Here is a 23,824-nt window from a genome sequence, read left to right as displayed (position 1 = left end):
CCTGCAATGGGCGTCCGGTTTTTTTGAAGCAAGATCTTTTGCTTCTCCATCACCAAGATCAATCATCCTGTTCAGCCTCTATTCCCACGCCTAGACTCGGTCCATCCCAAATAAAGGTAGGCCGCCATGTCCGRGACGTTGCTCAGTTCCCGCAATCTGGCTTTCGAGCTGTATGAAGTCCTTGATGCCGAGGGCCTGACCCAACGTGAGCGTTTCGCCGAGCACAATCGCGAGACCTTCGATGCCGCCATCGGCACTGCCCGCAATATCGCCGAGAAGTTCTTCGCCCCGCACAACCGCAAGGGCGATGAGAACGAGCCGCGCTATGAGGACGGTCAGGCGATTCTGATTCCGGAAGTGAAACCGGCGGTGGATGCCTTCCTCGAAGCCGGTTTCCTCAACGCCGCGCGCAGTTTCGATGCCGGCGGCATGCAACTTCCTACGCTGCTGTCCCAGGCTTGCTTCGCGCACTTTCAATCGGCCAACTCGGCGTCGACCTCCTACCCGTTCCTGACCATGGGCGCGGCCAACCTGATTGAAAGCTTCGGCACCGATGAGCAGAAGCAGCGTTTTTTGCAACCGATGATCGACGGTCGCTTCTTCGGCACCATGGCGCTGACCGAGCCCCACGCCGGCTCATCACTGTCGGATATTCGTACCCGCGCCGAGCCGGCGTCCGACGGCACCTATCGACTCAAGGGCAACAAGATCTTCATTTCCGGTGGCGATCACCCGCTGTCGGAAAACATCGTGCACATGGTGTTGGCCAAGTTGCCGGACGCTCCGGCCGGGGTGAAGGGGATTTCGCTGTTTATCGTGCCCAAGTTTTTGGTCCACGATGACGGCAGTCTCGGCAAGCGCAACGATGTGCTGCTGGCCGGGCTGTTTCACAAGATGGGCTGGCGCGGCACCACCTCCACCGCATTGAACTTCGGCGATAACGGCGAGTGTGTCGGTTATCTGGTGGGCAAGCCACACCATGGCTTGAGCTACATGTTCCAGATGATGAACGAGGCGCGGATCGGCGTCGGCATGGGCGCGGTGATGCTGGGTTACGCCGGGTATCTGTATTCCCTGGAATACGCCCGCGAGCGTCCGCAAGGTCGGGTACCGGACAGCAAGGATCCGACCACCGCACCGGTTGCGATCATTCAGCACGCCGACGTCAAACGCATGCTGCTGACCCAGAAAGCCTACGTCGAAGGCGCATTCGACCTCGGTTTGTATGCGGCGCGGCTGTTCGACGACACCACGACGCTTGAAAGCGAAGCCGAGCGCAAACAGGCCCACGAGCTATTGGATCTGCTGACGCCGATCGTCAAATCCTGGCCGTCGGAGTTTTGCCTGAAGGCCAACGAACTGGCGATCCAGATTCTCGGCGGTCACGGCTACACCCGCGAGTATCCGGTGGAGCAGTATTACCGCGACAACCGCCTGAACCCGATCCATGAAGGCACCCACGGCATTCAGTCCCTGGACTTGCTGGGGCGCAAACTGGCGCAGAACGGTGGCGCGGGGCTCAAGCAACTGATCCGCCTGATCGCCGACACCGCTGAGCGGGCGCAGGCGCATGAGTCGCTGACTCCATTGCGTGAACCGCTGGAAAAACTGGTGGCTCGCCTGCAAACCGTGACCATCGGCCTGCTGACTGATCTGGCCCAGGGCAAGGTCAACAGCGGCCTGGCGAACTCGGCGCTGTACCTGAAAGTGTTCGGTCATACGGTGATCGGCTGGCGCTGGCTGGAACAGGCGATTCGTGCCGAGGAAGGGTTCGCCAAGGGTAATGCGGTGGATGTGAGCTTCTATAAAGGCAAGCTACAGGCGGCGCGGTATTTCCTGACGTGGGAAGTGCCGGGTTGCCACCATGAACTGGCGATTCTTGAGGCGCGGGATGATGTGTGTCTGAGCATGCAGGATGAGTGGTTCTGACCCGCTGACACCGATCGTTCCCACGCTCTGCGTCACGGCCGCGGAAGGGACGCGGAGCGTCCCGGGCTGCATTCCCACGCAGAGCGTGGGAATGATCAGTTAGCTCAACTTGAACCCACCCATCTGCCGCGCCAAATCATCGGCCAGACGCTGCAACGTCTGACAGTCTTCACGACAAGCCCTGACCTCCCCCGCCGTGGCCCGTGCCAAATCGGAAATCCCCTGCACGTTGCGGTTGATCTCTTCCGTCACCGCCGATTGCTCTTCAGTCGCTGTGGCCACCTGATGGTTCATGTCGCTGATGTGCTCGACCTGCCCGGTAATCGCCGTCAACGACGCCCCGGTGCGCTGGCTTGACTCAACCCCCGTGCCGGTCGCCGCTTGCCCGGCGTGCATTGAAGACACTGCATGCTCCGCACCCTGCTTGAGGCTGCCGATCATCTGCTGGATCTCGTCGGTGGACGACTGAGTCCTCCGCGCCAGGGTCCGCACTTCATCGGCCACCACCGCAAACCCGCGCCCCATATCCCCGGCCCGAGCCGCTTCAATGGCCGCGTTGAGTGCCAGCAAATTGGTCTGCTCGGAAATCCCGCGAATCACCGCCAACACTTGATCGATGGACGCCACCTGCTGGGCCAACTCACCCACCGCTGCGGCGGCGACGCCAATTTCGTCAGACATACTTTCGATGTGCCGGATCGACCCGCCCACCACTTCCCGCGCCTGCAGCGCTTCATCCCGCGCGGTTTGCGAAGCGACCGCCGCATTGCCGGCGTTCTGGGCGATTTCCTGCACGGTCAGCCCCATCTCATGAACGGCGGTGGCAACCATGTCGGTCATTTCCTGCTGACGTCCGGAACGTTCAGCGGTGTTGTCCACCACCCGCGCCACCTGGCCGACCGCCGTGCGTAAACGTTCACTGGTGGCCAGCACTTCGCCGATCATCTCGCGCTGACTTTCCAGGAACCGATTAAAGCCGCGAGCCAGGTCACCCAGCTCATCGGCGCGGCTGGAATCTAACCGGTGGGTCAAATCTCCACCAGCGCTACCGATGGCAACCAACGCCGCTGTTACCTGACGAATCGGTCGCACCAATCCACGAGCCAGCAACACCACCAATAAAAGACAAACCAACGCCACCGCCAGACCAATGCCGCCGCTCATCCACATCGCCCGGCGAGCCTCGGCGTAGATCTGCGACTGCGGCACTTCGGCCACCAGGGTCCAGCCCAGATCACGCAGCGGCAGGCTCAAGGCCAGAAACTCTTCGCCATCGCGGGCAAAACTGCTGCTGCCAGACGCGGTGGAGGTCATCACCGCTTGCGCCGCCGAGGCGCCGATCTGTTCGACCAGCGTACGTTTGCCGCTGAACTGCGCCTCGGGATGAACCTGGATCAAACCGTCGGAGCGCACGAGATAGACCTTGCCGCGCTCACCAAAGTTGAAGTTGTGGATCAGCTCCGACAGTTCTTTCATGCTCAGGCCCAGCCCGGCCACGCCCACGACTTTGCCGGCCTGCTCGACTTTGAGGTCGATGAACAGCGCCAACTCACCGGTGGCGGTGTCATGGTCGATATTGAGGGTGCGCGGTTGATTACTGTCGAGGAACGAATAGAACCAGGCGTCATTGGGATTGGAGCGGCTGAGCGTACGGTCCAGGCCCTTTTCGGTGAAGTAATGGTTTGAAGCGGTGCCGATGATCAACGCGGTAAAGGCTTTGTGCTCGGTCCGGATGCCTTCCAGGTAACTGACGAAGGCCGCGGTCTGGGCAGTGTTTTCGCCTCCGGCCAACCAGTCGCGCACCATGCTGTTACTGGCGATGTCCTTGGCGGCGGTGAGGGGTTGGACGAGGATGCGTTCAATGTCGTTGCGCATCGCTTCGATGCTCGACGGCAACGCCTGCTCGACCAGATAGCGCTGGGCGAGGCGGTTGACCACGAGGGTATAAATGCCAACCACGATCAGAATACTGACCAGCAGGGCAGTGCCCATGCTCAGGATCAACTGCCATTGAATACTGCGTCGCCAGAACTGCATGGAGCACCCCCAAAGAATAAAGGGCTGAAACACTGCAACAGCCATGCCGATTGTATACAACCAAATCGACAATTTATTCTTTGGTTGTGCGCAAAGCCGCTCAGGCCTGGTTGATCGTCTTGGCGATCACTTCAACCGTGGCGCTGACTTGCTCTTGGTAACGGTCGAGTTCCTGCTGGTGACGCTTTTGCATTTCGATCTGCTGCGAGCACAGATTCATCGCCGCCAGCACCAGCAAGCTGTCACCGATCAGTGCCGGGTATTTCTTTTTGGTCTCGGCCAGAGCGGCCTTCAACATTAAGGCGGCGTCCAGCAGGGTCTGCTCTTCCCCGGCCGGAGCCTTGATTGAATAGTCTTCACCCAGAATCGAGACGACTTTTACCCCTGCGGCGCCGTAACTCATGCGCTGACAGGGCCGGCGCTGACGCGCTCAACCAAGGCCTGAATGCGTGCAACGGTGGCGCCTTGTTTCTCTTCCTGTTCCATCAGGCTCAGTTGCAAGCTTTCGTTTTCATCCTTGACCTGGGCCAGCTCCGCACTCAGGGATTGATTGGTGCCGAGCAGCGCCTGGTTCTGTTGCACCAGGTCGCTGACCAGTTGTTCCAATTGGCTTAGGGTTGCTTCTAACATTTTGATTTCCGGGCATTTTCAAAGGGCGCGTACGATAAAGAAAAGTCACTGTGGAAGCCAGGGGTATGCAGGCGCAAGACCTTGATTTTCCTGGCGGTCGACCTTCCTCGCGAACTTTAAAGACTGTGATTGGCGGTTCTGGTTCCTGCACTTCGTCGTCGCGGCCCTTCTGCGACAAATACGCGCAGCGACTCAAGACTTTAGTCGTATGACCGATAAGTCATCCATACAACAGTCTCAGCCTCGCACGGAGGCGCTTTTTTCGGTGAACACCATGTCCCTAAGAAATATGAATATCGCACCGCGGGCGTTCCTCGGTTTCACCCTGATTGGCGCCATGATGCTGATCCTGGGTGTGTTCGCCCTGAACCAGATGAGCAAGATTCGCGGCGCCGCCGAGGAGATCACCTCAAACAGCGTACCGAGCATTAAAAGCCTCGACGAATTCACCCAGCTGACCCTGCGCCTGCGTGTGCTGGCCTATCGTCTGCTCGTGAATCGTGAGCCGGACGTCCAGCAGAAAACCATCGAGCTGCTGGAAACCCGAAACCAGCAGATCCGAGCGGCTCAGGTCGGCTACGAAAAACTGATCGCCAGCCCGCAGGAGCGTGCAGCCTATGATCAGTATGTGCAGTTGCTGGGGCAGTACCGCCAGATCGAAGACCGGATGAAAAGTCTGTCGCGCAACAATCAAGTCGACGAACAGCGCACGCTGGTCAACACCGATTTGCTGAACAACTCTGAAGCCATGAACACCGTGCTCAATCGCTTGCTGGAGATCAACACCCAGCAGACCATCGACACCAACCAGCAAGCCGCCGACCAGTACTCCTCGGCGTTCAACCTGGTGGTGACCCTGTTGGTCATCGCCACTGGCCTGACTCTGCTGTTCGCCTGGCTGCTGACCAACAGCATCACCAAGCCGATCGCCAATGCCCTGAGCGCCGCCGAAGAAATCGCCGAAGGCAACCTGACGCGCCCGATCACGGTTGACGGTGCAGACGAAGCCGGTCGTCTATTGGCCGCCATGGAGAAGATGCAGGACAAACTGCGCGACACCCTGCAACGGATTTCCGGTTCAGCCACGCAACTGGCATCCGCCGCGGAAGAGCTCAACAGTGTCACCGACGAAAGCGCCCGCGGCCTGACCCAGCAGAACAACGAAATCGAACAGGCCGCCACCGCCGTCAACGAAATGACCAGCGCCGTGGAAGAAGTCGCGCGCAATGCCGTGAGCACTTCCGAAGCCTCGAAAAACGCCACCACTTCGGCGGGCGACGGTCGTGACCTGGTACAGGAGACCGTCAGCGCCATCGAACGCATGAGCGCCGATGTGCAGAGCACCGCCACCCTGATCGGCGATCTGGCCAACGAGTCGCGAGACATCGGCAAAGTGCTGGACGTGATTCGCGGCCTGGCCGACCAGACCAACCTGCTGGCGTTGAACGCCGCCATCGAAGCGGCCCGTGCCGGTGAAGCCGGTCGTGGTTTTGCGGTGGTTGCCGACGAAGTACGTGCCCTGGCCCACCGCACCCAGCAGTCGACCAGCGAAATCGAACGCATGATCGGCAGCATCCAGAGCGGCACCGAACACGCCGTGGACTCGATGCGCAACAGCACCGAGCGCGCCGAGTCGACCTTGAACATCGCGCGCGGTGCCGGCCTGTCGCTGGACACCATCAACAGCGCCATCGTCGAAATCAACGAGCGCAACCTGGTGATCGCCAGCGCGGCCGAAGAGCAGGCGCAAGTGGCCCGTGAAGTGGACCGCAATCTGGTGAACATTCGTGACCTGTCGGTGCAATCGGCCACCGGTGCCAACCAGACGAGTGCGGCCAGCAACGAACTGTCGCGCCTGGCGCTGGACCTGAACAACATGGTTGGGCGGTTTAGCCTGTAACGGCTCCCCTCTGTGGCGAGGGGGCTTGCCCCCGTTCGGCTGCGAAGCAGTCGCAATTGACCCACGCGTTGAACCTGGCGCACCGCAGCGCCGGCTTTGGGGTCGCTGCGCGAACCAACGGGGGCAAGCCCCCTCGCCACAGGGGATGATCGCCGTCAAAAGCTTTTTGACAGCATCACATTTCAACAGGTTAGAATCGCTGGCACGCGGACTGCATGGTCAGTTTGCGCCCGCCTTTACGCTTCCGGAGTACTGCCCTTGAATGCGACGACCATCAACAGCCTGTTCTTGATCGGCGCGTTGCTGGTAGGTGTGAGCATTCTGGTGAGCTCACTTTCATCGCGCCTCGGGATCCCGATTCTGGTGATCATCCTCGCGGTGGGCATGTCGGCCGGTGTCGACGGCGCCGGCATTATTTTCGATAACTACCCCACGGCTTATCTGGTCGGTAACCTCGCCCTGGCAGTGATCCTGCTCGACGGCGGCTTGCGCACCCGGGTGGCGAGTTTTCGCGTGGCGTTATGGCCGGCGCTGTCGCTGGCCACAGTCGGGGTGTTGATCACCACCGGGCTGACCGGGATGGCGGCGGCGTGGTTGTTCGACCTGAACCTGATTCAAGGCCTGCTGATCGGCGCCATCGTCGGCTCCACCGATGCCGCGGCCGTGTTCTCGCTGCTCGGCGGCAAAGGCCTGAACGAACGGGTGACCGCGAGCCTGGAGATCGAATCCGGCAGCAACGACCCGATGGCAGTATTTCTCACCGTCACCCTGATCGACATGCTCGCCAGCGGCCAGACCGGCCTGCACTGGAGCCTGCTCGGGCATTTGCTGCGTGAGTTCGGTATTGGCGGCGTCATCGGCCTCGGCGGTGGCTGGCTGATGTTGCAACTGGTCAACCGCATCCACCTGGCCACCGGCCTTTATCCAATTCTGGTAATTGCCGGCGGCCTGGTGGTGTTCGCCCTGACCAACGCCCTGCACGGCAGCGGCTTTTTGGCGGTGTACCTGTGCGGCCTGGTGATCGGCAACCGCCCGGTACGCAGCCGTCACGGTATTTTGCATATGCTCGACGGCATGGCCTGGCTGGCCCAGATCGGCATGTTCCTGGTGCTGGGGCTGCTGGTCACGCCCCATGACCTGCTGCCGATCGCTTTGCCGGCGCTGGGCCTGGCGCTGTGGATGATTCTGTTTGCCCGTCCGCTGTCGGTGCTGGCTGGCCTGCTGCCTTTCAAGGCGTTCCATGGACGCGAGAAGGCATTCATTTCCTGGGTTGGCCTGCGCGGCGCCGTACCGATCATTCTGGCGGTGTTCCCGCTGATGGCGGGACTGCCCAATGCTCAACTGTATTTCAATCTGGCGTTCTTTATCGTGCTGGTGTCGCTGTTGGTGCAGGGCACAAGCCTGCCGTGGGTCGCCAAACTTTTGAAAGTGACCGTCCCGCCAGAGCCCCTGCCGATCTCCCGATCGGCGCTGGAAGTGCATGTCACCAGCGAGTGGGAACTGTTCGTGTATCGCCTCGGTGCCGAGAAATGGTGCATCGGCTCACCCCTTCGCGAGCTGAAAATGCCCGAAGGCACACGTATCGCAGCCCTGTTTCGTGGCCAGCAACTGCTCCATCCGTCGGGTAGTACGGTGCTCGAAGTCGATGATTTGCTCTGCGTGATCGGCCATGAACACAACCTTCCGGCCCTCGGAAAACTCTTCAGCCAGGCACCGCAACGGGGGCTGGATTTGCGCTTCTTCGGCGACTTCGTACTCGAAGGAGACGCCCAGCTGGGCGCGGTTGCGGCCCTGTACGGATTGAAAGTCGAGGGCATCGATCCGAACATGTCCCTGGGCCACTTCATTGCCCAGAAAGTGGGCGGCGCTCCAGTCGTCGGTGACCAGGTGGAGTGGAACAACACCCTCTGGACCGTCGCGGTCATGGAAGGGAACAAGATTGGGAAAGTGGGCGTCAGATTCCCCGAAGGAAGTCGCCCCGGCCCCGGCCTGTTCCTCTAAACTCCACACTTCGTCTCGTTTTCGATCGGTCTCTATGTCAACTCTGCGTACCTTTTTCATCATGGCCCTGCTGGGCTTGAGTCTTTCCATCAACACGCTGCAAGCCGCCGAGCCGCCGTCCAGCGAAGCCGTGCAAGCGAGCCTGGACAAGATCGCCGACCGCAAACTGCCGGAGGCCGATCAAAAAGCCCTGCAAGCGGTCCTGCAGAGCACGCTCACCCAGCTCAACAACCGGCGTGATTACGACCAGAAACTGATCGATCTCAAGCAGCAGTTGACCAACGCTCCCAGGCAGAACATCGAGAACCAGCGCGAGCTGACCCGCCTCAAGGCCACCAAAGTGGTGCCGGTGGGGCAACGCTATACCAAAGAGACGATCCAGCAGCTTGAGCAACTGCTGACCGAACGCTCCACTCAACAAAGCGACCTGCAGAAAGCCCTGGCCGAAGCGAACAGCCTGATCATTACCGCCCAGACCCGCCCCGAGCGCGCCCAGGCTGAGATCTCTGCCAGCCAGACGCGCATCCAGCAGATCAACAACATCCTCAAACTTGGCAAGGACAGCGGCAAGACCCTGACCGCCGAGCAACGCGATCAGCTCAACGCCGAACTCGCGGCACTGAACGCCTTGATCCCGTTGCGTCGCCAGGAACTGGCCGGCAACAGCCTGTTGCAGGACCTGGGCAACAGCCAGCACGACTTGCTGTCAGAAAAGTCCGATCGCCTGGATCAGGAGATCCAGGACCTGCAAACCCTGATCAACCAGAAACGCCTGGCCCAGTCACAAGAGACCGTGACCCAGCAGTCCATCGAGGCGCAGAAGGCCGGCGGCAGTAGCCTGCTGGCCACCGAAAGCGCGGCCAACCTGAAGCTCTCCGACTACCTGCTCAAAAGCACCGACCGCCTCAACGAAGTCACTCAACAGAACCTGCAGACCAAGCAGCAACTGGACAGCGTGACCCAGAGCGACTCGGCGCTGGACGAACAGATCAACGTGCTCAAGGGCAGCCTGCTGCTCTCCAAGATTCTCTACAAACAGAAACAGGCCCTGCCGCGTCTAAGGCTCGACCGCGACCTGGCCGACCAGATTGCCGACATTCGCCTGTATCAGTTCGAAGTCAGCCAGCAACGGGAACTGCTCAGCAACCCGATCACCTACGTCGATAACCTGCTGGCGACTCAACCACCCGAGCAAGTCACCCCGCAACTGCGCAAGAGCCTGCTGGACCTGGCCAACACCCGCGCGGACCTGTTGGAGCGCTTGAATCGCGAACTGAGCGCGGTGCTCAACGAATCCATCACGCTGCAACTCAATCAGAAACAACTGCTCAGCACCGCACAAAGTCTGCGGGCTACGCTGGACGAGCAGATGTTCTGGATTCCCAGCAACAAACCGCTGGATCTTGAGTGGATGCACAGCGTGCCGGAACGCCTGCAACGCCAGGTCACTACCCTGCCGTGGGCTTCGAGCCTGAGCGAATTGACCGATGGTCTGACGCAACGACCGCTGCTGTTCCTGCCACTGGCCCTGCTGATCGGCGCGCTGCTGTGGCGCCGTAAAAATCTCTATTCCCGCCTGAACAAAGTTCACCAGGACATCGGCCATTTCAAACGCGACAGCCAGTGGCACACCCCGCAAGCGATTCTGATCAACATCCTGCTGGCGATGCCGGTTTCCCTGGGCCTGGCCTTGTGCGGCCTGGCCTTGCAGATCGACGCCCGCGGCCAGAACGCCAACATGGGCGCAGCGCTGTTGCAGATGGCCCAGGCCTGGCTGGTGTTCTACACCGCCTACCGCATCCTCGCGCCGGGTGGCGTGGCCGAACTGCATTTCCGTTGGGAAAAGCCCCAGGTCGAATTCCTTCAAGGCTGGATTCGCCGGCTCGGGCTGGTGGTGATGGCTCTGGTGACCGTGGTGGCGGTCGCCGAACTGCAACCGGCGGCGCTGGCCGATGACGTGCTCGGCATGCCGGTGGTACTGACCTGCTACGCCTTGATGGCCTGGCTGCTCAGCCGGCTGTTGGTCAGCAGCCCGACCCACGAAAACGCCTCGCTGTTCCGCAAGGCCGTGGGAGTCATGTTCACCGTTCTGCCGATCGCGTTGTTCGTCGCCGTGTGCTTCGGCTACTACTACACCGCGCTGAAACTCAGCGACCGGTTGATCAACACCCTGTACCTGCTGATGTTCTGGCTGGTGATCGAAGCCACCTTCGTGCGCGGCCTCAGCGTTGCGGCACGCCGCCTGGCCTATCAGCGCGCCCTGGCCAAACGCCAGGCCGCGAAAGAGGCCGGCGACGGCGAAGCGGTGATCGAAGAGCCGACCCTGGACATCGAGAAGGTCAACGAGCAGTCCCTGCGACTGATCCGCCTGGCCCTGCTCGGCGGTTTCATCGCGGCGCTGTACTGGGTCTGGTCGGACCTGATCTCGGTGTTCTCGTACCTGGACAACATCACCCTCTACGAATACACCAGCGGCACCGGCGCCAACATGAGCATGGTGCCGATCAGCATCGGCGACATGCTTGGCGCGCTGATCATCATCGGCATCACCTTCGCGCTGGCGCGCAACTTGCCGGGTCTGCTGGAAGTGTTTGTGCTGTCCAAGCTCAACCTGGCCCAGGGCAGTTCCTACGCCACGACCACGTTGCTGTCCTATGTGATCGCCGGTGTCGGTTTCGTCTCTACCCTGTCCACGCTCGGCGTGAGCTGGGACAAGTTGCAATGGCTGGTGGCAGCGCTGTCGGTAGGTCTCGGTTTCGGGATGCAGGAAATCTTCGCCAACTTCATCTCCGGCATCATGATCCTGTTCGAACGCCCGGTGCGGATCRGCGACACCATCACCATCGGCAACCTGTCGGGCACGGTGAGCAAGATCCGCATCCGTGCCACGACCATCACCGACTTCGATCGCAAGGACATCATCGTCCCGAACAAGACGTTCATCACCGGGCAACTGATCAACTGGTCGCTGACCGACACCATCACCCGGGTGACCCTCAAGCTCGGCGTCGACTACGGCTCGGATCTGGACCTGGTGAAAGAACTGTTGCTCAAGGCAGCCCGCAATAACCCGCGCGTGCTGAAGGACCCGGAACCCCAGGTGTACTTCCTGAATTTCGGCGAAAGCACCCTCGACCACGAGTTGCGCATGCATGTGCGTGACCTCGGCGACCGTAACCCGGTGCTCGATGAGGTCAACCGCTTCATCAATCGCGAGTTCAAGAAGCAGCACATCAACATCTCGTTCCGGCAGATGGAGGTCTATCTCAAGAACCTTCAGGGCCAGGAATACAAAATGGTCCCGGTTGAGCCGGAAACCAAAACCGTTGTTCCGGAACCCACCAGCAAACCGCGGCAAGAGCCACCGCCTGTCGAACTCGACTAAGCGCGCTATCCCTAGCAGAATGCTCGGACATTCTGCTGGAGATGGCCGTTGAAAGCCCTCGACGAACTGACCTTCGACAATCGCTTCGCCCGCCTGGGCGATGCGTTCTCAACCCACGTACTGCCTGAGCCCATTGCGGCTCCGCGACTGGTGGTCGCCAGCCCCGCCGCCATGGCGCTGCTGGACCTGGACCCGGCCGAGGCCGAAACACCAGTATTCGCCGAGCTGTTCGGCGGCCACAAGCTGTGGGCTGAAGCCGAGCCGCGGGCGATGGTCTACTCCGGACATCAATTCGGCTCCTATAACCCGCAGTTGGGCGACGGTCGCGGCCTGTTGCTGGGCGAGGTCTATAACGAAGCCGGCGAGCATTGGGACCTGCACCTCAAGGGTGCCGGTCAGACGCCTTACTCACGCATGGGCGATGGACGGGCAGTGCTGCGCTCCTCGATCCGCGAGTTCCTTGCCTCCGAAGCCCTGCATGCCCTGAACATTCCCACCACGCGCGCACTCTGCGTGATCGGCTCCGACACGCCGGTCTGGCGCGAGAAACAGGAGCGCGCGGCCATGGTCCTGCGCCTGTCGCCGAGCCATGTGCGTTTCGGGCACTTCGAATTTTTCTACTACACCAAGCGCCCCGAGCAGCAGAAAGAACTCGGTGAGCACGTGCTGGCCATGCACTTCCCGCACTGCCTGGAGCAGCCGGAGCCGTACCTGGCGATGTTCCGCGAAATTGTCGAGCGTAATGCCGAACTGATCGCCAAATGGCAGGCCTATGGGTTCTGCCACGGCGTGATGAACACCGACAACATGTCGATCCTCGGCATCACCTTCGACTTCGGCCCGTTCGCCTTCCTCGACGACTTCGACGCCCACTTCATCTGCAACCACTCCGATGACCAGGGCCGCTACTCCTTCAGCAACCAGGTACCGATTGGCCAGTGGAACCTCAGCGCCCTCGCCCAGGCCCTGACACCGTTCATCAGCGTCGAAGCCCTGCGCGAAACCCTCGGCCTGTACCTGCCACTGTTCCAGGCCCACTACCTGGACCTGATGCGCCGCCGCCTCGGCCTTACCACCGCCGAAGACGACGACCAGAAACTGCTGGAGCAGCTGCTGCAACTGATGCAGAACAGCGGCGTCGATTACAGCCTGTTCTTCCGCCGCCTGGGCGATGAGGCACCGGAGCTGGCTGTCGCCCGGTTGCGCGATGACTTTGTCGACATCAAGGGTTTCGATGCGTGGGGCGAGCTCTACGCCGCCCGGGTTGCCCGTGAAGGCGTGACTGATCAGGAGCAGCGCCGCAAACGAATGCATGCGGTCAATCCGCTGTACATCCTGCGCAATTATCTGGCGCAAAAAGCCATCGATGCGGCGGAAAGCGGCGACTATTCAGAAGTTCGTCGCTTGCACGCGGTATTGAGCAATCCGTTCGAGGAGCAGCCTGGAATGGAGAGCTACGCCGAGCGGCCACCGGAATGGGGCAAACATCTGGAGATCAGTTGTTCGTCGTGAGGCTTGTCAGATAAAGGTCTCTACGGACACACCAAAGCGCTCGGCCAACCAGCGAACCTGCCGCAGGTTGAGCTGGCGCTTGCCGCTTAAGATCTCCGAGACTACCGATTGCGTGCCCACACCGGGCAGCTCGCTCTGGCTCAGGCCGTGTTCGCGCATCATATAGCCAAGAACCTCTGCACCAGAGGCTTCGCGCATGGGGTGATGGTTGCGATCCCACTCCGCAATCCAGTCACCGATGATGTCCACCAAGCTCATCAACGGATGCGACTCATCATCGCCGGTCATCTCAAGCAATTCATCGAGTGCCCGCGCCAACATGTCATAGTCGTCTTCGTTTTTCGGTTTTCGAAGCAATGGCGAGACGAACTCCCAATGCTCAGCAGCTTTTTTGATTAGGACACTCATACCCTTCCCTCCTTCCATTTACCGCGGTCATATTCGCTATGATCCAGCACATGCTTGATATAAAGCTTTTGAGACCGATACCTGACAAAAGCGATAAGCCGCAATTTGTTGCCACCGATGTCGAACACATGAAACTCGCCGACTTTGTCGGTTGCGGGAAAAATAGACTTCATCGCCGCGAAGTCTCCCGGGCTACTCCCTTTGGCGAGTCGATACCACTGCTCCAATGCATTGGCTGCCCGCGGCCACTTTTCCTTGGCCTCACGAATTGGTTTTTCAGTAAACACATGCATGCAACATCCTTATCGCATTCTGCTATGGGAGTTAAACACAGATCAAAAATATCGCAAGTTGCGATAGCTCTCGGCAGACCAACGGTCTCGCTCAGTACGATTCAGCCTAGTTTCATCGCCAGACGCTGCACGATTGAAAATATGAGCAAACGTCTCCACATAGGAGTGATCGGCTTCTTAACAGGACCTCCTTCATGACCGACCCACTCCTCATCCCCTGCCCCCACTGCAACGGCCTGAACCGCATCCCCGCCGAACGCCTCAACGATCATCCAAAGTGCGGCCGCTGCAAGGCCGAGGTCCTGCTGAGCAAGCCGTTCGAACTGAAACAAGGCGATTACGCCAGTCAGATCAAGGGTGACCTGCCGTTGCTGGTGGATGTGTGGGCTGATTGGTGCGGGCCGTGCAAATCGTTTGCGCCGGTGTTCGAGCAAGCGGCGGGGCAATTGGCGGGCAAGTGTCGGTTGGCCAAGCTGGACAGCGAGGCGAATCAACAGTTGTCGGCGCAGCTGGGGATTCGCTCGATCCCGAGCCTGATTCTGTTCAAGAACGGCCGGGAAGTGGCTCGCCAAAGCGGGGCCTTCCCGTTACCGCAGTTGATGAGCTGGTTGCGCAGTCAGGGGATCTGATTGCCTTTCAGGCATTTTCCAGCAGGTTGTGCAGTTCGACGAATTGCTGGGTCAGCTTGTGCCGCGGGTCGAGGTGGATCAGCGGCGTGTTGGCCTGATGGGATTCGCGCATGCGCACCGAACTTGCCAGGTACACCGGCAGTACCGGCAGCCCTTCGGCGATCAGTTCGTCGAGAATTTGCTGCGGCAGACTGGCGCGGGCCTGGAACTGGTTGACGACAATGCCTTCGACTTCCAGCCCTTCATTGTGGTCGTCCTTCAACTCTTCGATTTCCGCCAACAGCCCATACAGCGCCTGGCGCGAGAAGCTGTCGCAGTCAAAGGGAATCAGCACGCGATCAGCGGCGATCAACGCCGAGACGGCATAGAAATTCAGCGCTGGCGGGGTGTCGAGGTAGATCCGGTCGTAATCACCGTCCAGCTCCTCGAGCAATTTGCGCAGCTTGTTGATCTTGTGTTTGGCCTCGAGCTTGGGCTGCAAGTCTGCCAGCTCGGCGGTGGCAGTGATGACGTGAAGGTTGTCGAACGGAGTTTCGTAGATGTCGACCTGACCTTTCTTCGAGAACGGCCCGGAGGACAGGGTCTGCTTGAAGAAGTCGGCGATACCCATTGGGATATCCTCACCGGTGAGCCCCGTCAGGTATTGAGTGGAGTTGGCCTGGRCATCGAGATCCACCAATAACGTGCGATAGCCTTCGCTGGCGCTGACCGCCGCCAGATTGCAGGCAATGCTTGATTTGCCCACGCCACCTTTCTGATTGAACACCACGCGCCGCATGTCTAAACCTCCGTGTATCAAAGAATGACCGAGTGTAGTAGTCCACATCGCTGCTTAGCTACCTCGCCAGCATCTAGACTACACAGTCATAGGCAAATCTCTGGCCGGAACAGCTGCCAACTCGTCCATTGATAGCCGACAGTGCCGACAGACATGTCCGCCGCATTGTGGATAATGGCCAAACGACAGCTTTTCGCGAACCAGACGGTACATTTCGTTGCGCAAAATGTAACCAGCATTTGCTACACGCCCGCAGCACCGGGATAATGCGCGCCACTCGGCGTTAAGCGCCACGTCAGGTCAGCCGCGGTTCTTGCGACTCACCGCGTTAAAGGAAGCCCGCAGGGGCGGGATGAATGTCTGTGATCAACTTCAACATCGCCCAATGGCGCGCTTGGGCCCCTGGGCTTGAAAGCGTGGATGATTGGCAGGCCTGGAGCCGACAACCGGTCGTGCTCGAGCCCAGCGATGCCGCCCCGGATGTGTCGTTTCTGCCGGCCATGCAGCGTCGGCGACTCAGCCGTCTGGCGCGGATGGCGTTCAGTGTCGGCTGGCCCTTGGCCGAAGGTCATCCGGATTTACCGTTGGTCTTTATTTCTCGCCACGGCGAAACCCCGCGCACCTTCGAAATTCTCAGCGATCTGGCGACCGACCAACCGTTGTCGCCCACCCAGTTCAGCCTGTCGGTGCACAACGCGGTCATCGGCCTGTGGTCGATCATGCGTGGCGAAACCAGCGAAATGACCGCCCTCGCCGCCGCCGGCGATGGCCTTGAACACGGCATGCTAGAGGCCGCGGCGCTGCTTGAGGAAGGCGCGCCCGCGGTACTGCTGATCGTCACCGAAGAGCAACCTCCCGCCGCCTACTCGGCCTGGATCGATGATGTGCCTTTCCCTTATGCGGTCGGCCTGTTGATCACCCCCGGTAATCAGTGGCAACTGTCGCTGAACAGCGACCCGCACACGTTGTCCAAAGCCCGCTGGCCCCATGCTCTGAATCTGTTGCGTACGCTGCTCGGCCAGCAAACAACCTGCCAACATGCCTGGAAAAATCGTGTATGGACCTGGCAACGCAACCCGTAACCGATAAAAACCGCGACGCCTACTACTGGCGCCTGCTGGCCACCGCCGCAAGCTTTACCCTGTTCGGGTTGAGCAGCCTGTGCCTGCGACTGGTGGTGTTCCCGCTGTTGAACTGCCTGCCAGGAGACGCTCAGGTCCATCGTCAACGCGCGCGACATACGGTCAGCCGGTGTTTCTGGTTTTTCATTCGGTTCATGGCGCGCAGTGGCGTGCTGACCTATGACATTCAGGGGGCAGAAAAGCTCGGGCGCCCAGGCCAAATGATCGTGGCCAACCACCCCTCGCTGATCGATGTGGTGTTTTTGATCGGCCTGGTGCGCCACGCCAACTGCGTGGTCAAGAAAAGCCTCTGGGAAAACCCGTTCACTCGCGGTCCGCTACGCTGTACCGAATACATCAGCAACGATGGCAGCATGGACATGCTCGACGCCGCTGCCGACGCGCTGAAAAGCGGTCAGACCCTGATCATCTTTCCCGAGGGCACCCGGACCCGACCTGGCCAACCGCCGGCCTTTCATCGGGGGGGCGCGGCAATCGCGCTGCGCGGTGCGAGAATCCTCACCCCGGTGATTATCAAGGTCAACCCGACCACATTGACCAAGGCCGAACCCTGGTATCGGATCCCCAAACGCCGCGTGCACTTCAGTTTTCGCGTCGGGGCCGATATAGACCCACAGGCCTTCGCTACGCAAGGCCCTGCCCCCCAGGCCTCGCGCAAGCTCAACGACTATTTGCACTCTTACTTTATCAAGGAGCTCGCCGAAGATGAGCGATCAGAACACCGTTAGCCTGATGCAGGAAATCAAAGAGCTGATCATCGAAGCCCTGGGCCTCGAAGACATCAGCGTCGACGACATCGGCGACAACCAGACGCTGTTCGGCGAAGGCCTGGGCCTGGACTCGGTAGACGCGCTGGAACTCGGCCTGGCGATCCAGAAAAAGTACGGTATCAAAATCGATGCCGACGCCAAGGACACCCGTAATCACTTCAGCAACGTGGCGAGCCTTGCGGCGTTCGTCACTGCAAAACAGGCAGCTTGAGACCGGACCATGCAAACTCGTGACGATATTTTCAACACCCTGCGCGATGCTCTGGTCGAACTCTTCGAGCTGGACCCCGAGCGCATCAGCCTGGAATCCAACCTGTACCAGGATCTGGAAATCGACAGCATCGATGCGGTCGACCTGATCGATCACATCAAACGCCAGACCGGCAAGAAAATCGCCGCCGAAGAATTCAAATCGGTGCGTACCGTCAGCGACGTGGTCGAGGCGGTTTACCGTCTGGTTCAGCCCGCCGCATGAGCCGACTGATTGGCCTTGGCCTGCTGCTCGCAGGCCTGCTGTACCCCTTTGCGGTGTATTTCGGCATGGAGCATTTTGCCCCGTGGCAGTTCGGTCTGCTGCTGGGCAGCCTGTGGCTGGCGCGAGCGCTGACCGGCGAACGACGCCCCGGCAGCCTGTGGATGTCCACGGTCGCCATCGCCTTCTGCCTGCTGCTGGCAGCGTTCGACAGCCCGATGCTGCTGCGCTGGTACCCGGTGCTGATCAGCGCGTTCATGCTGGTGCTGTTCGGTCTTAGCCTGAAATACGGCCCGCCGATGGTCGAACGCCTGGCCCGCCTGCGAGAACCGGATTTACCGCCCAGGGCCATTCGCTACACCCGCCAGGTGACCATTGCCTGGAGCGTGTTTTTTCTCTGCAACGGTTTGTGCGCCGCCGCCCTGACCCTTTGGGCGCCGCTGAGCTGGTGGATGTTGTACACCGGCCTGATCTCCTATGGATTGATCGGCCTGATGTTTGCCATTGAATGGCTGATACGACAACGGGTACGAGGCCACCCATGAATTGGATAAAACTTGAGCAACTGCTGCTCAAGGCTCAGCCGGAGCGTGCCGTGACGGCCGAGCCGGCGTTGAATCACGCGCAATTGTGCGACCGGGCCCTGAGCCTGGCTGCCGGCCTGCAAGCCCAGGATGTGCAGCGCATCGCCGTGCACCTTGAAGACGCCGCCGACCTGGCCATTGCCCTGCTCGGTGCCTGGCGTGCCGGGATCAGCGTACTGCTGCCCGCCGACCTGCAAGCGCAGACGCGCCAGCGCTGGTCGACCGAGGTCGATCTGTGGCTGACCGATCAGACCGACGATGCGCACCTGAGCGATTATCGGCATCCGCCGCTACCAGCCCACCCGCTGGACCTGGATCGTTGTCAGCTGAGCCTGTGCACCTCAGGCTCCAGTGGCGAACCCAAGCGCATCGACAAAACCCTGCGCCAACTGGCCAATGAAGTCGAAGCGCTGGAGCACTTGTGGGGCGCAGATCTGGGCGAAGCCTGCATCATCGGCAGCGTCGCCACCCAGCACATCTACGGCTTGCTGTTTCGGGTACTGTGGCCGCTGTGCGCCGGGCGTTCGTTCGTGCGCAAGCAACTGGCTTTCCCGGAAGACTTGCAACGCGCCAGCCGCGAACACCCGGCCTTCGCCTGGGTCGCCAGCCCGGCATTGCTCAAGCGCATGGGCGACAACCTCGACTGGCCAGCGCTGAGCGCAGTGCGCCGAGTGTTCTCCTCCGGTGGCGCGTTACCCGCCGAAGCCTCGCAAAGCCTTTACGAACGCCTGCAACAATGGCCGACCGAGATCCTCGGCAGCTCGGAAACCGGCGGCATCGCCTGGCGTCAAGGCCAGGATCTCTGGCAGCCCTTCAACGGTGTGGAGCTGAGCCAGGACAGCGATGGCGCCCTGCTTATCGCATCGCCATACCTGCCGGCAGGTCATATCGAACACACCGCCGATGCCGCGCGCATCGCAGCCGACGGCCGTTTCGAGCTGTTGGGGCGGCTGGACCGGATCGTCAAACTGGAAGAAAAACGTATCTCGCTACCCATGCTCGAACACGCGCTGATGGCGCACGCCTGGGTCGCCGAAGCGCGCCTGGGAGTGGTTCAGGAAAACCGCGCCTCATTGGGGGCGCTGCTGGTGCTCAGCGAGCGAGGTATGCACGCGTTGCGCAATCAGGGACGACGCAGCCTCACACAAGCGTTGCGTCAGCATCTGAGCCAGCACTGTGAAACGCTGGCCCTGCCACGACGCTGGCGCCTGTTGCGGCAGTTGCCGCTGAACGCGCAGGGCAAACTGCCCCAGGCTGAGGTTGAAGCCTTGCTGCTGGCGTCCCGCCCAAAGGCGCCGCAAGTGCTGGAGCAGGTCGAAGCCGATGGTGAGTGGAGCCTGCAACTGGCCGTCCCACCGGACCTGGCGTATTTCAGCGGACACTTTCCCCGGGCCCCGGTATTGCCCGGCGTGGTGCAAGTGGAGTGGGCAATGAGCCTGGGCCAGCAATTGATGGACCTGCCGGCAAAATTCGCCGGCATGGAAGTGCTGAAATTCCAGCAACTGGTGCGCCCTGGCGATGAAATCCAGTTGCACCTGCGCTTCGACCCGGTGCGCGGCAAATTGTATTTCGCCTATCGCAACGAAACCGCCACCTGCTCCAGCGGGCGGATTTTGCTGGAGGCTGCCAGCGATGCATAACCCCTGCGCCATAATCCCGGTCTACAACCACGAAACCGCCATCACTGCCGTGGTCGATGCGCTGCTTGCCTGTGACCTGCCATGCATTCTGGTGGACGATGCCAGTAGCCCCGCCTGCGCCAAGGTACTCGACCAACTGGCGCAGCGCGACAGGGTTTATCTGATCCGGCTCACCATCAATCAGGGCAAGGGCGGCGCAGTGATGACCGGTCTGCGGGAGGCTTCGCGCCTGGGCTTCAGCCATGCCTTGCAGGTGGACGCCGACGGCCAGCACGACCTGCAAGATGTCAAAGTCTTCATCGAATACTCACGCAACCATCCCGAGGCGGTGATCTGCGGCTATCCGCAATACGACGCCAGCGTGCCGAAAGGTCGTTTGTACGCGCGCTACCTGACTCACGTCATGGTCTGGATCAACACCCTGTCACTGCAGATTCGCGACTCGATGTGCGGCTTCCGTGTCTATCCGTTACCGCCAACCCTGGCACTGATCGACTCGGCCAGGATCGGCAAGCGCATGGACTTCGACTCCGACATCCTGGTGCGCCTGGCCTGGCGCAATCTGCCGATGCAGTGGCTGAAAACCAGGGTCCATTACCCTCTGGATGGCGTTTCACATTTCCGGCTGTTCTACGACAACGTACTGATTACGAGCATGCACACCCGGCTGTTCTTCGGCATGTTGCTGCGAGCACCGGTGATCCTCTGGCGACGGTGGCGGGCATGAACGGCAACGCAGACAAACAGCACTGGGCCGACCGCCAGGAGCGTGGCAGTTTCTGGCTGATGAAGTTCACCGCATTCTGCGCAAAGGTCCTGGGCCGACGCCTGCTGAGCCCGCTGCTCTACGGCATCGTGCTGTACTTTTTCCTGTTCGGACGCAGCGCCCGCCAAAGCGCCTGGCAATACCAGCAGCGGCTCGCCGACTGGAGCGGGCGCAGCGAATTGCGTCCGACTCATTGGCGGGTGTTCGGCCAGTTCATGGCCTTCGCCGATTCCATGCTCGACAAACTCGACGTGTGGAACGGCAAGCTGAGCATCGAGCAGATCGAAATCATCGACCCGGCGCTGCTGCGCAATAAACTGCGCGGCACACGCGGGCAGATGCTGGTGGGCACACACCTGGGCAATCTCGAGGTTTGCCGGGCACTGGCCGAGATCGGCGAGAAAGTCACCATGAACGTGCTGGTGCACACCAAGCACGCCGAGCAGTTCAACCGCCTGCTGGGCGAAGCCGGGGCAACCAATCTGCGGCTGATCCAGGTCAGCGAGCTCGACCCGGTGATCATGCTGCAACTGCATGAGCGCCTGGAGCGCGGCGAGTGGCTGGCAATTGCCGGCGACCGTGTGCCGCTGCATGGCGGGCGCAGCGTGACGGTGGATTTTCTCGGTCACCAGGCAGCGTTCCCGCAAGGCCCGTGGCTGCTGGCCGGTTTGCTGAAATGCCCGGTCAATCTGCTGCTGTGCCTGAAGAAACCCACGGGCGACTATCGACTGACCCTCGAACCGTTCACCGAGGCGGTGGTGTGGAAACGCAGCGAGCGCGAACAGGTCATTCATCAGTGGGCTTCGCGCTATGCCGAACGCCTGGGTCACTATTGCCTCGAAGCGCCCCAACAATGGTTCAACTTTTACCCTTTCTGGAAGACCGATGACGACGCCAACGCTTGAGCCGGTAACCTTCGGCGAACTCCCTTTGTGCATCGAAGACGTGCTGGCCCTGGCCAACCGTCAGGTGCCGACGCAGTTGCAGGGCAACCCCGAGTTTCGCCAGCGCATTGCCAAGGGTCCGCAGTTCCTTGACTCCCTGCTGGACAAGGAAGGCGTGATCTATGGCGTGACCACCGGTTATGGCGATTCCTGTGTGGTGGCGGTGCCGCTGCACCACGTCGAAGCCCTGCCTCGTCATCTGTACACATTCCACGGCTGCGGCCTGGGCAAACTGCTCGATGCCCAGGCCACCCGTGCGGTGCTGGCGGCACGTTTACAGTCGCTGTGCCAGGGCGTGTCCGGAGTACGCGTGGAGTTGCTGGAGCGCCTGCAAGCGTTCCTCGAACACGACATCCTGCCGCTGATTCCGGAAGAAGGTTCCGTGGGCGCCAGCGGTGATCTGACGCCGCTGTCCTACGTCGCCGCGACCTTGTCCGGCGAGCGCGAAGTGATGTTCCGCGGCGAACGCCGGCAAGCGGCTGATGTGCACAAGGAACTGGGTTGGCAACCGCTGGTATTGCGCCCCAAGGAAGCCCTGGCGCTGATGAACGGCACCGCCGTGATGACCGGCCTTGCGTGCCTGGCTTACGCCCGTGCCGATTACCTGCTGCAACTGGCCACACGCATCACCGCGCTGAACGTGGTCGCTTTGCAGGGCAACCCGGAGCACTTCGACGAGCGCCTGTTCGCCGCCAAACCCCATCCAGGGCAGATGCAAGTTGCCGCGTGGCTGCGCAAGGATCTGGCGATCGACGCGCCGACCGCGCCGCTGCATCGCCTGCAAGACCGTTACTCCCTGCGTTGCGCGCCACACGTGCTCGGTGTACTGGCCGACAGCCTGAACTGGCTGCGCTCGTTCATCGAGATCGAACTCAACAGCGCCAACGACAACCCGATCATCGACGCCGAAGCCGAACGCGTGCTGCACGGCGGGCACTTCTACGGCGGCCACATTGCGTTCGCCATGGACAGCCTGAAAAACCTGGTGGCCAACGTCGCCGACTTGCTCGACCGTCAACTCGCGCTGCTGGTGGACGAACGCTACAACCATGGCTTGCCGAGCAACCTGTCCGGCGCCACCGCCGACCGTGCGATGCTCAATCACGGCTTCAAGGCCGTGCAGATCGGCACCAGCGCCTGGACCGCCGAAGCCCTGAAAAACACCATGCCGGCCAGCGTCTTCTCGCGCTCCACCGAGTGCCACAACCAGGACAAAGTCAGCATGGGCACCATCGCTGCCCGCGACGCCATCCGCGTGCTGGAGCTGACCGAACAGGTTGCCGCCGCCACGCTGCTGGCCGCCAATCAAGGCGTGTGGCTGCGCGGCCAGGCTGAAGACGCGCGTCCACTGCCACCGGCCCTGGCCGCGATGCACGAGGAATTGGCCAAGGACTTCCCGCCGGTCATCGAAGACCGTGCCCTGGAAGGCGAATTGCGCCTGTGCCTGCAACGCATCGCCGAGCAACACTGGAGGCTGCATGCGTAGCAAGGGAGTGCTTCACACCGATACGGAAATCCTCGTCCCGTTCTTTGACGTCGACACCATGAACGTGGTCTGGCACGGCCATTACGTCAAATACCTGGAAGTCGCCCGCTGTGCGCTGCTGGACAGGATCGGCCACAACTACGACGCCATGGTTGCGTCGGGTTACGCCTGGCCGGTGATCGACTTGCAGTTGCGCTATGTGCGCGGCGCCGTGTTCGGCCAGAAGCTGAATGTGCGCGCCAGCCTGGTGGAATGGGAGAACCGACTGAAGATCAATTACCTGATCAGCGATCTCGCAACCGGCGAACGTCTGACCCGCGCTGTTTCAGTGCAGGTTGCCGTCGACATGAGCAGCCGCGAAATGCAGTTGGCTTCGCCCAAGGTGTTTACCGACGCGGTTGAAAGGGTGCTGCCATGAATTTGCGATTCCTTTGTAGCAGCTGGCGAAGCCTGCGTTCGACTGCGCAGCAGTCGCCACCGGATATGCCTGAACGACGGCTTCGCCGCCGGACGCAGCC

At 60.9% G+C, this 23,824-nt stretch carries 22 protein-coding genes and 2 pseudogenes; 17 read left to right on the top strand and 7 right to left on the bottom strand.

The genetic code is table 11. The features are described 5' to 3' along the window. Nucleotides 1-126 precede the first annotated feature (126 nt). Entirely contained in the window at nucleotides 127-1,929 is a 1,803-nt protein-coding gene (locus AC1DIS_RS20520) for an acyl-CoA dehydrogenase (protein ID WP_477781048.1), read from the top strand. Nucleotides 1,930-2,028: 99 nt separating this feature from the next. Here the strand turns inward: AC1DIS_RS20520 and AC1DIS_RS20515 are convergent, their stop codons facing one another. The 4 genes and pseudogenes from AC1DIS_RS20515 to AC1DIS_RS20500 all read right to left on the bottom strand — a co-directional run bounded on the left by AC1DIS_RS20515 (nucleotide 2,029) and on the right by AC1DIS_RS20500 (nucleotide 4,596). Further along, the gene (locus AC1DIS_RS20515; protein WP_477745552.1) at nucleotides 2,029-2,760 is read right to left on the bottom strand and encodes a methyl-accepting chemotaxis protein; all 732 of its coding nucleotides are present in this window, start codon (nucleotides 2,758-2,760) and stop codon (nucleotides 2,029-2,031) included. A gap of 132 nt (nucleotides 2,761-2,892) precedes the next feature. Next, a pseudogene (locus AC1DIS_RS20510) lies at nucleotides 2,893-3,921 on the bottom strand (HAMP domain-containing protein); the annotation flags it as partial. Nucleotides 3,922-4,066: 145 nt separating this feature from the next. Next, complete coding sequence (locus tag AC1DIS_RS20505) at nucleotides 4,067-4,369, bottom strand: cell division protein ZapA (RefSeq protein ID WP_477748836.1); 303 nt, start codon at nucleotides 4,367-4,369, stop codon at nucleotides 4,067-4,069. Next, nucleotides 4,366-4,596, bottom strand: a complete 231-nt coding sequence (locus tag AC1DIS_RS20500; protein WP_018928577.1) for a hypothetical protein — start codon at nucleotides 4,594-4,596, stop codon at nucleotides 4,366-4,368. The genes AC1DIS_RS20505 and AC1DIS_RS20500 overlap by 4 nt, the downstream gene beginning before the upstream one ends. 208 nt (nucleotides 4,597-4,804) lie before the next feature. On the opposite strand from AC1DIS_RS20500, the pseudogene AC1DIS_RS20495 reads away from it, so the two are divergent. From AC1DIS_RS20495 to selO, 5 genes and pseudogenes are all read left to right on the top strand, one after another. Then, nucleotides 4,805-5,641: pseudogene (locus AC1DIS_RS20495) on the top strand (MCP four helix bundle domain-containing protein); the annotation flags it as partial. Continuing rightward, the gene (locus AC1DIS_RS20490; RefSeq protein ID WP_370695248.1) at nucleotides 5,624-6,496 is read left to right on the top strand and encodes a methyl-accepting chemotaxis protein; all 873 of its coding nucleotides are present in this window, start codon (nucleotides 5,624-5,626) and stop codon (nucleotides 6,494-6,496) included. The pseudogene AC1DIS_RS20495 and the gene AC1DIS_RS20490, both read left to right, overlap by 18 nt. A gap of 258 nt (nucleotides 6,497-6,754) precedes the next feature. Continuing rightward, a complete protein-coding gene (locus AC1DIS_RS20485; RefSeq protein ID WP_477744146.1) occupies nucleotides 6,755-8,497 on the top strand; it encodes a potassium/proton antiporter in 1,743 nt (580 codons plus the stop codon). Nucleotides 8,498-8,531: 34 nt separating this feature from the next. After that, a complete protein-coding gene (mscK, locus tag AC1DIS_RS20480) occupies nucleotides 8,532-11,882 on the top strand; it encodes a mechanosensitive channel MscK (RefSeq protein WP_477781047.1) in 3,351 nt (1,116 codons plus the stop codon). A gap of 48 nt (nucleotides 11,883-11,930) precedes the next feature. Next, complete coding sequence (gene selO / locus AC1DIS_RS20475) at nucleotides 11,931-13,394, top strand: protein adenylyltransferase SelO (RefSeq protein WP_477748835.1); 1,464 nt, start codon at nucleotides 11,931-11,933, stop codon at nucleotides 13,392-13,394. Nucleotides 13,395-13,400: 6 nt separating this feature from the next. On the opposite strand, the gene AC1DIS_RS20470 is transcribed toward selO, so the two are convergent. Beyond that, complete coding sequence (locus tag AC1DIS_RS20470; protein WP_018928582.1) at nucleotides 13,401-13,802, bottom strand: helix-turn-helix domain-containing protein; 402 nt, start codon at nucleotides 13,800-13,802, stop codon at nucleotides 13,401-13,403. After that, complete coding sequence (locus AC1DIS_RS20465; RefSeq protein WP_018928583.1) at nucleotides 13,799-14,095, bottom strand: type II toxin-antitoxin system HigB family toxin; 297 nt, start codon at nucleotides 14,093-14,095, stop codon at nucleotides 13,799-13,801. The genes AC1DIS_RS20470 and AC1DIS_RS20465 overlap by 4 nt, the downstream gene beginning before the upstream one ends. A 194-nt stretch (nucleotides 14,096-14,289) precedes the next feature. On the opposite strand from AC1DIS_RS20465, the gene trxC reads away from it, so the two are divergent. Next, nucleotides 14,290-14,724, top strand: a complete 435-nt coding sequence (gene trxC, locus AC1DIS_RS20460; RefSeq protein ID WP_077432334.1) for a thioredoxin TrxC — start codon at nucleotides 14,290-14,292, stop codon at nucleotides 14,722-14,724. Between the two features lie 7 nt (nucleotides 14,725-14,731). On the opposite strand, the gene AC1DIS_RS20455 is transcribed toward trxC, so the two are convergent. Then, nucleotides 14,732-15,502 (bottom strand): ParA family protein, encoded by a 771-nt coding sequence (locus AC1DIS_RS20455; RefSeq protein WP_477781046.1) that lies wholly within the window; start codon nucleotides 15,500-15,502, stop codon nucleotides 14,732-14,734. A 356-nt stretch (nucleotides 15,503-15,858) separates the two neighbouring features. Between AC1DIS_RS20455 and AC1DIS_RS20450 the strand changes: the two genes are divergently transcribed. From AC1DIS_RS20450 to AC1DIS_RS20405, 10 genes are read left to right on the top strand one after another with little or no spacing between them, the layout of a single operon-like run. Next, nucleotides 15,859-16,584 carry a beta-ketoacyl synthase chain length factor gene (locus tag AC1DIS_RS20450; RefSeq protein WP_064615949.1) on the top strand — a complete coding sequence of 242 codons (726 nt, stop codon included), beginning with the start codon at nucleotides 15,859-15,861 and terminating at the stop codon, nucleotides 16,582-16,584. Continuing rightward, nucleotides 16,560-17,372: a lysophospholipid acyltransferase family protein gene (locus AC1DIS_RS20445; protein WP_018928587.1), complete on the top strand. Its 813-nt coding sequence runs from the start codon at nucleotides 16,560-16,562 to the stop codon at nucleotides 17,370-17,372. The genes AC1DIS_RS20450 and AC1DIS_RS20445 overlap by 25 nt, the downstream gene beginning before the upstream one ends. Further along, nucleotides 17,350-17,625, top strand: a complete 276-nt coding sequence (locus AC1DIS_RS20440; protein WP_018928588.1) for a phosphopantetheine-binding protein — start codon at nucleotides 17,350-17,352, stop codon at nucleotides 17,623-17,625. Before AC1DIS_RS20445 ends, AC1DIS_RS20440 begins: the two co-directional genes overlap by 23 nt. A gap of 9 nt (nucleotides 17,626-17,634) precedes the next feature. Continuing rightward, on the top strand, nucleotides 17,635-17,889 hold the full coding sequence (locus tag AC1DIS_RS20435) for an acyl carrier protein (RefSeq protein ID WP_007936741.1): 255 nt from the start codon (nucleotides 17,635-17,637) through the stop codon (nucleotides 17,887-17,889). Continuing rightward, a complete protein-coding gene (locus AC1DIS_RS20430) occupies nucleotides 17,886-18,431 on the top strand; it encodes a COG4648 family protein (protein ID WP_477744144.1) in 546 nt (181 codons plus the stop codon). The genes AC1DIS_RS20435 and AC1DIS_RS20430 overlap by 4 nt, the downstream gene beginning before the upstream one ends. Further along, complete coding sequence (locus AC1DIS_RS20425) at nucleotides 18,428-20,110, top strand: ApeI family dehydratase (protein ID WP_477748615.1); 1,683 nt, start codon at nucleotides 18,428-18,430, stop codon at nucleotides 20,108-20,110. Before AC1DIS_RS20430 ends, AC1DIS_RS20425 begins: the two co-directional genes overlap by 4 nt. Beyond that, nucleotides 20,103-20,837, top strand: a complete 735-nt coding sequence (locus AC1DIS_RS20420; protein WP_018928591.1) for a glycosyltransferase family 2 protein — start codon at nucleotides 20,103-20,105, stop codon at nucleotides 20,835-20,837. Before AC1DIS_RS20425 ends, AC1DIS_RS20420 begins: the two co-directional genes overlap by 8 nt. Beyond that, nucleotides 20,834-21,781: an LpxL/LpxP family acyltransferase gene (locus tag AC1DIS_RS20415; protein ID WP_428635911.1), complete on the top strand. Its 948-nt coding sequence runs from the start codon at nucleotides 20,834-20,836 to the stop codon at nucleotides 21,779-21,781. The genes AC1DIS_RS20420 and AC1DIS_RS20415 overlap by 4 nt, the downstream gene beginning before the upstream one ends. After that, nucleotides 21,762-23,306, top strand: a complete 1,545-nt coding sequence (locus tag AC1DIS_RS20410) for an HAL/PAL/TAL family ammonia-lyase (RefSeq protein WP_018928593.1) — start codon at nucleotides 21,762-21,764, stop codon at nucleotides 23,304-23,306. Before AC1DIS_RS20415 ends, AC1DIS_RS20410 begins: the two co-directional genes overlap by 20 nt. Further along, nucleotides 23,299-23,724: an acyl-CoA thioesterase gene (locus AC1DIS_RS20405; RefSeq protein WP_018928594.1), complete on the top strand. Its 426-nt coding sequence runs from the start codon at nucleotides 23,299-23,301 to the stop codon at nucleotides 23,722-23,724. The genes AC1DIS_RS20410 and AC1DIS_RS20405 overlap by 8 nt, the downstream gene beginning before the upstream one ends. The last annotated feature ends 100 nt before the right edge of the window (nucleotides 23,725-23,824 follow it).

This window comes from Pseudomonas sp. 05N433 (assembly GCF_056396925.1).
Note: the sequence above shows the minus strand (reverse complement) of the source record. Positions and strands in the feature narration are given on the sequence as shown.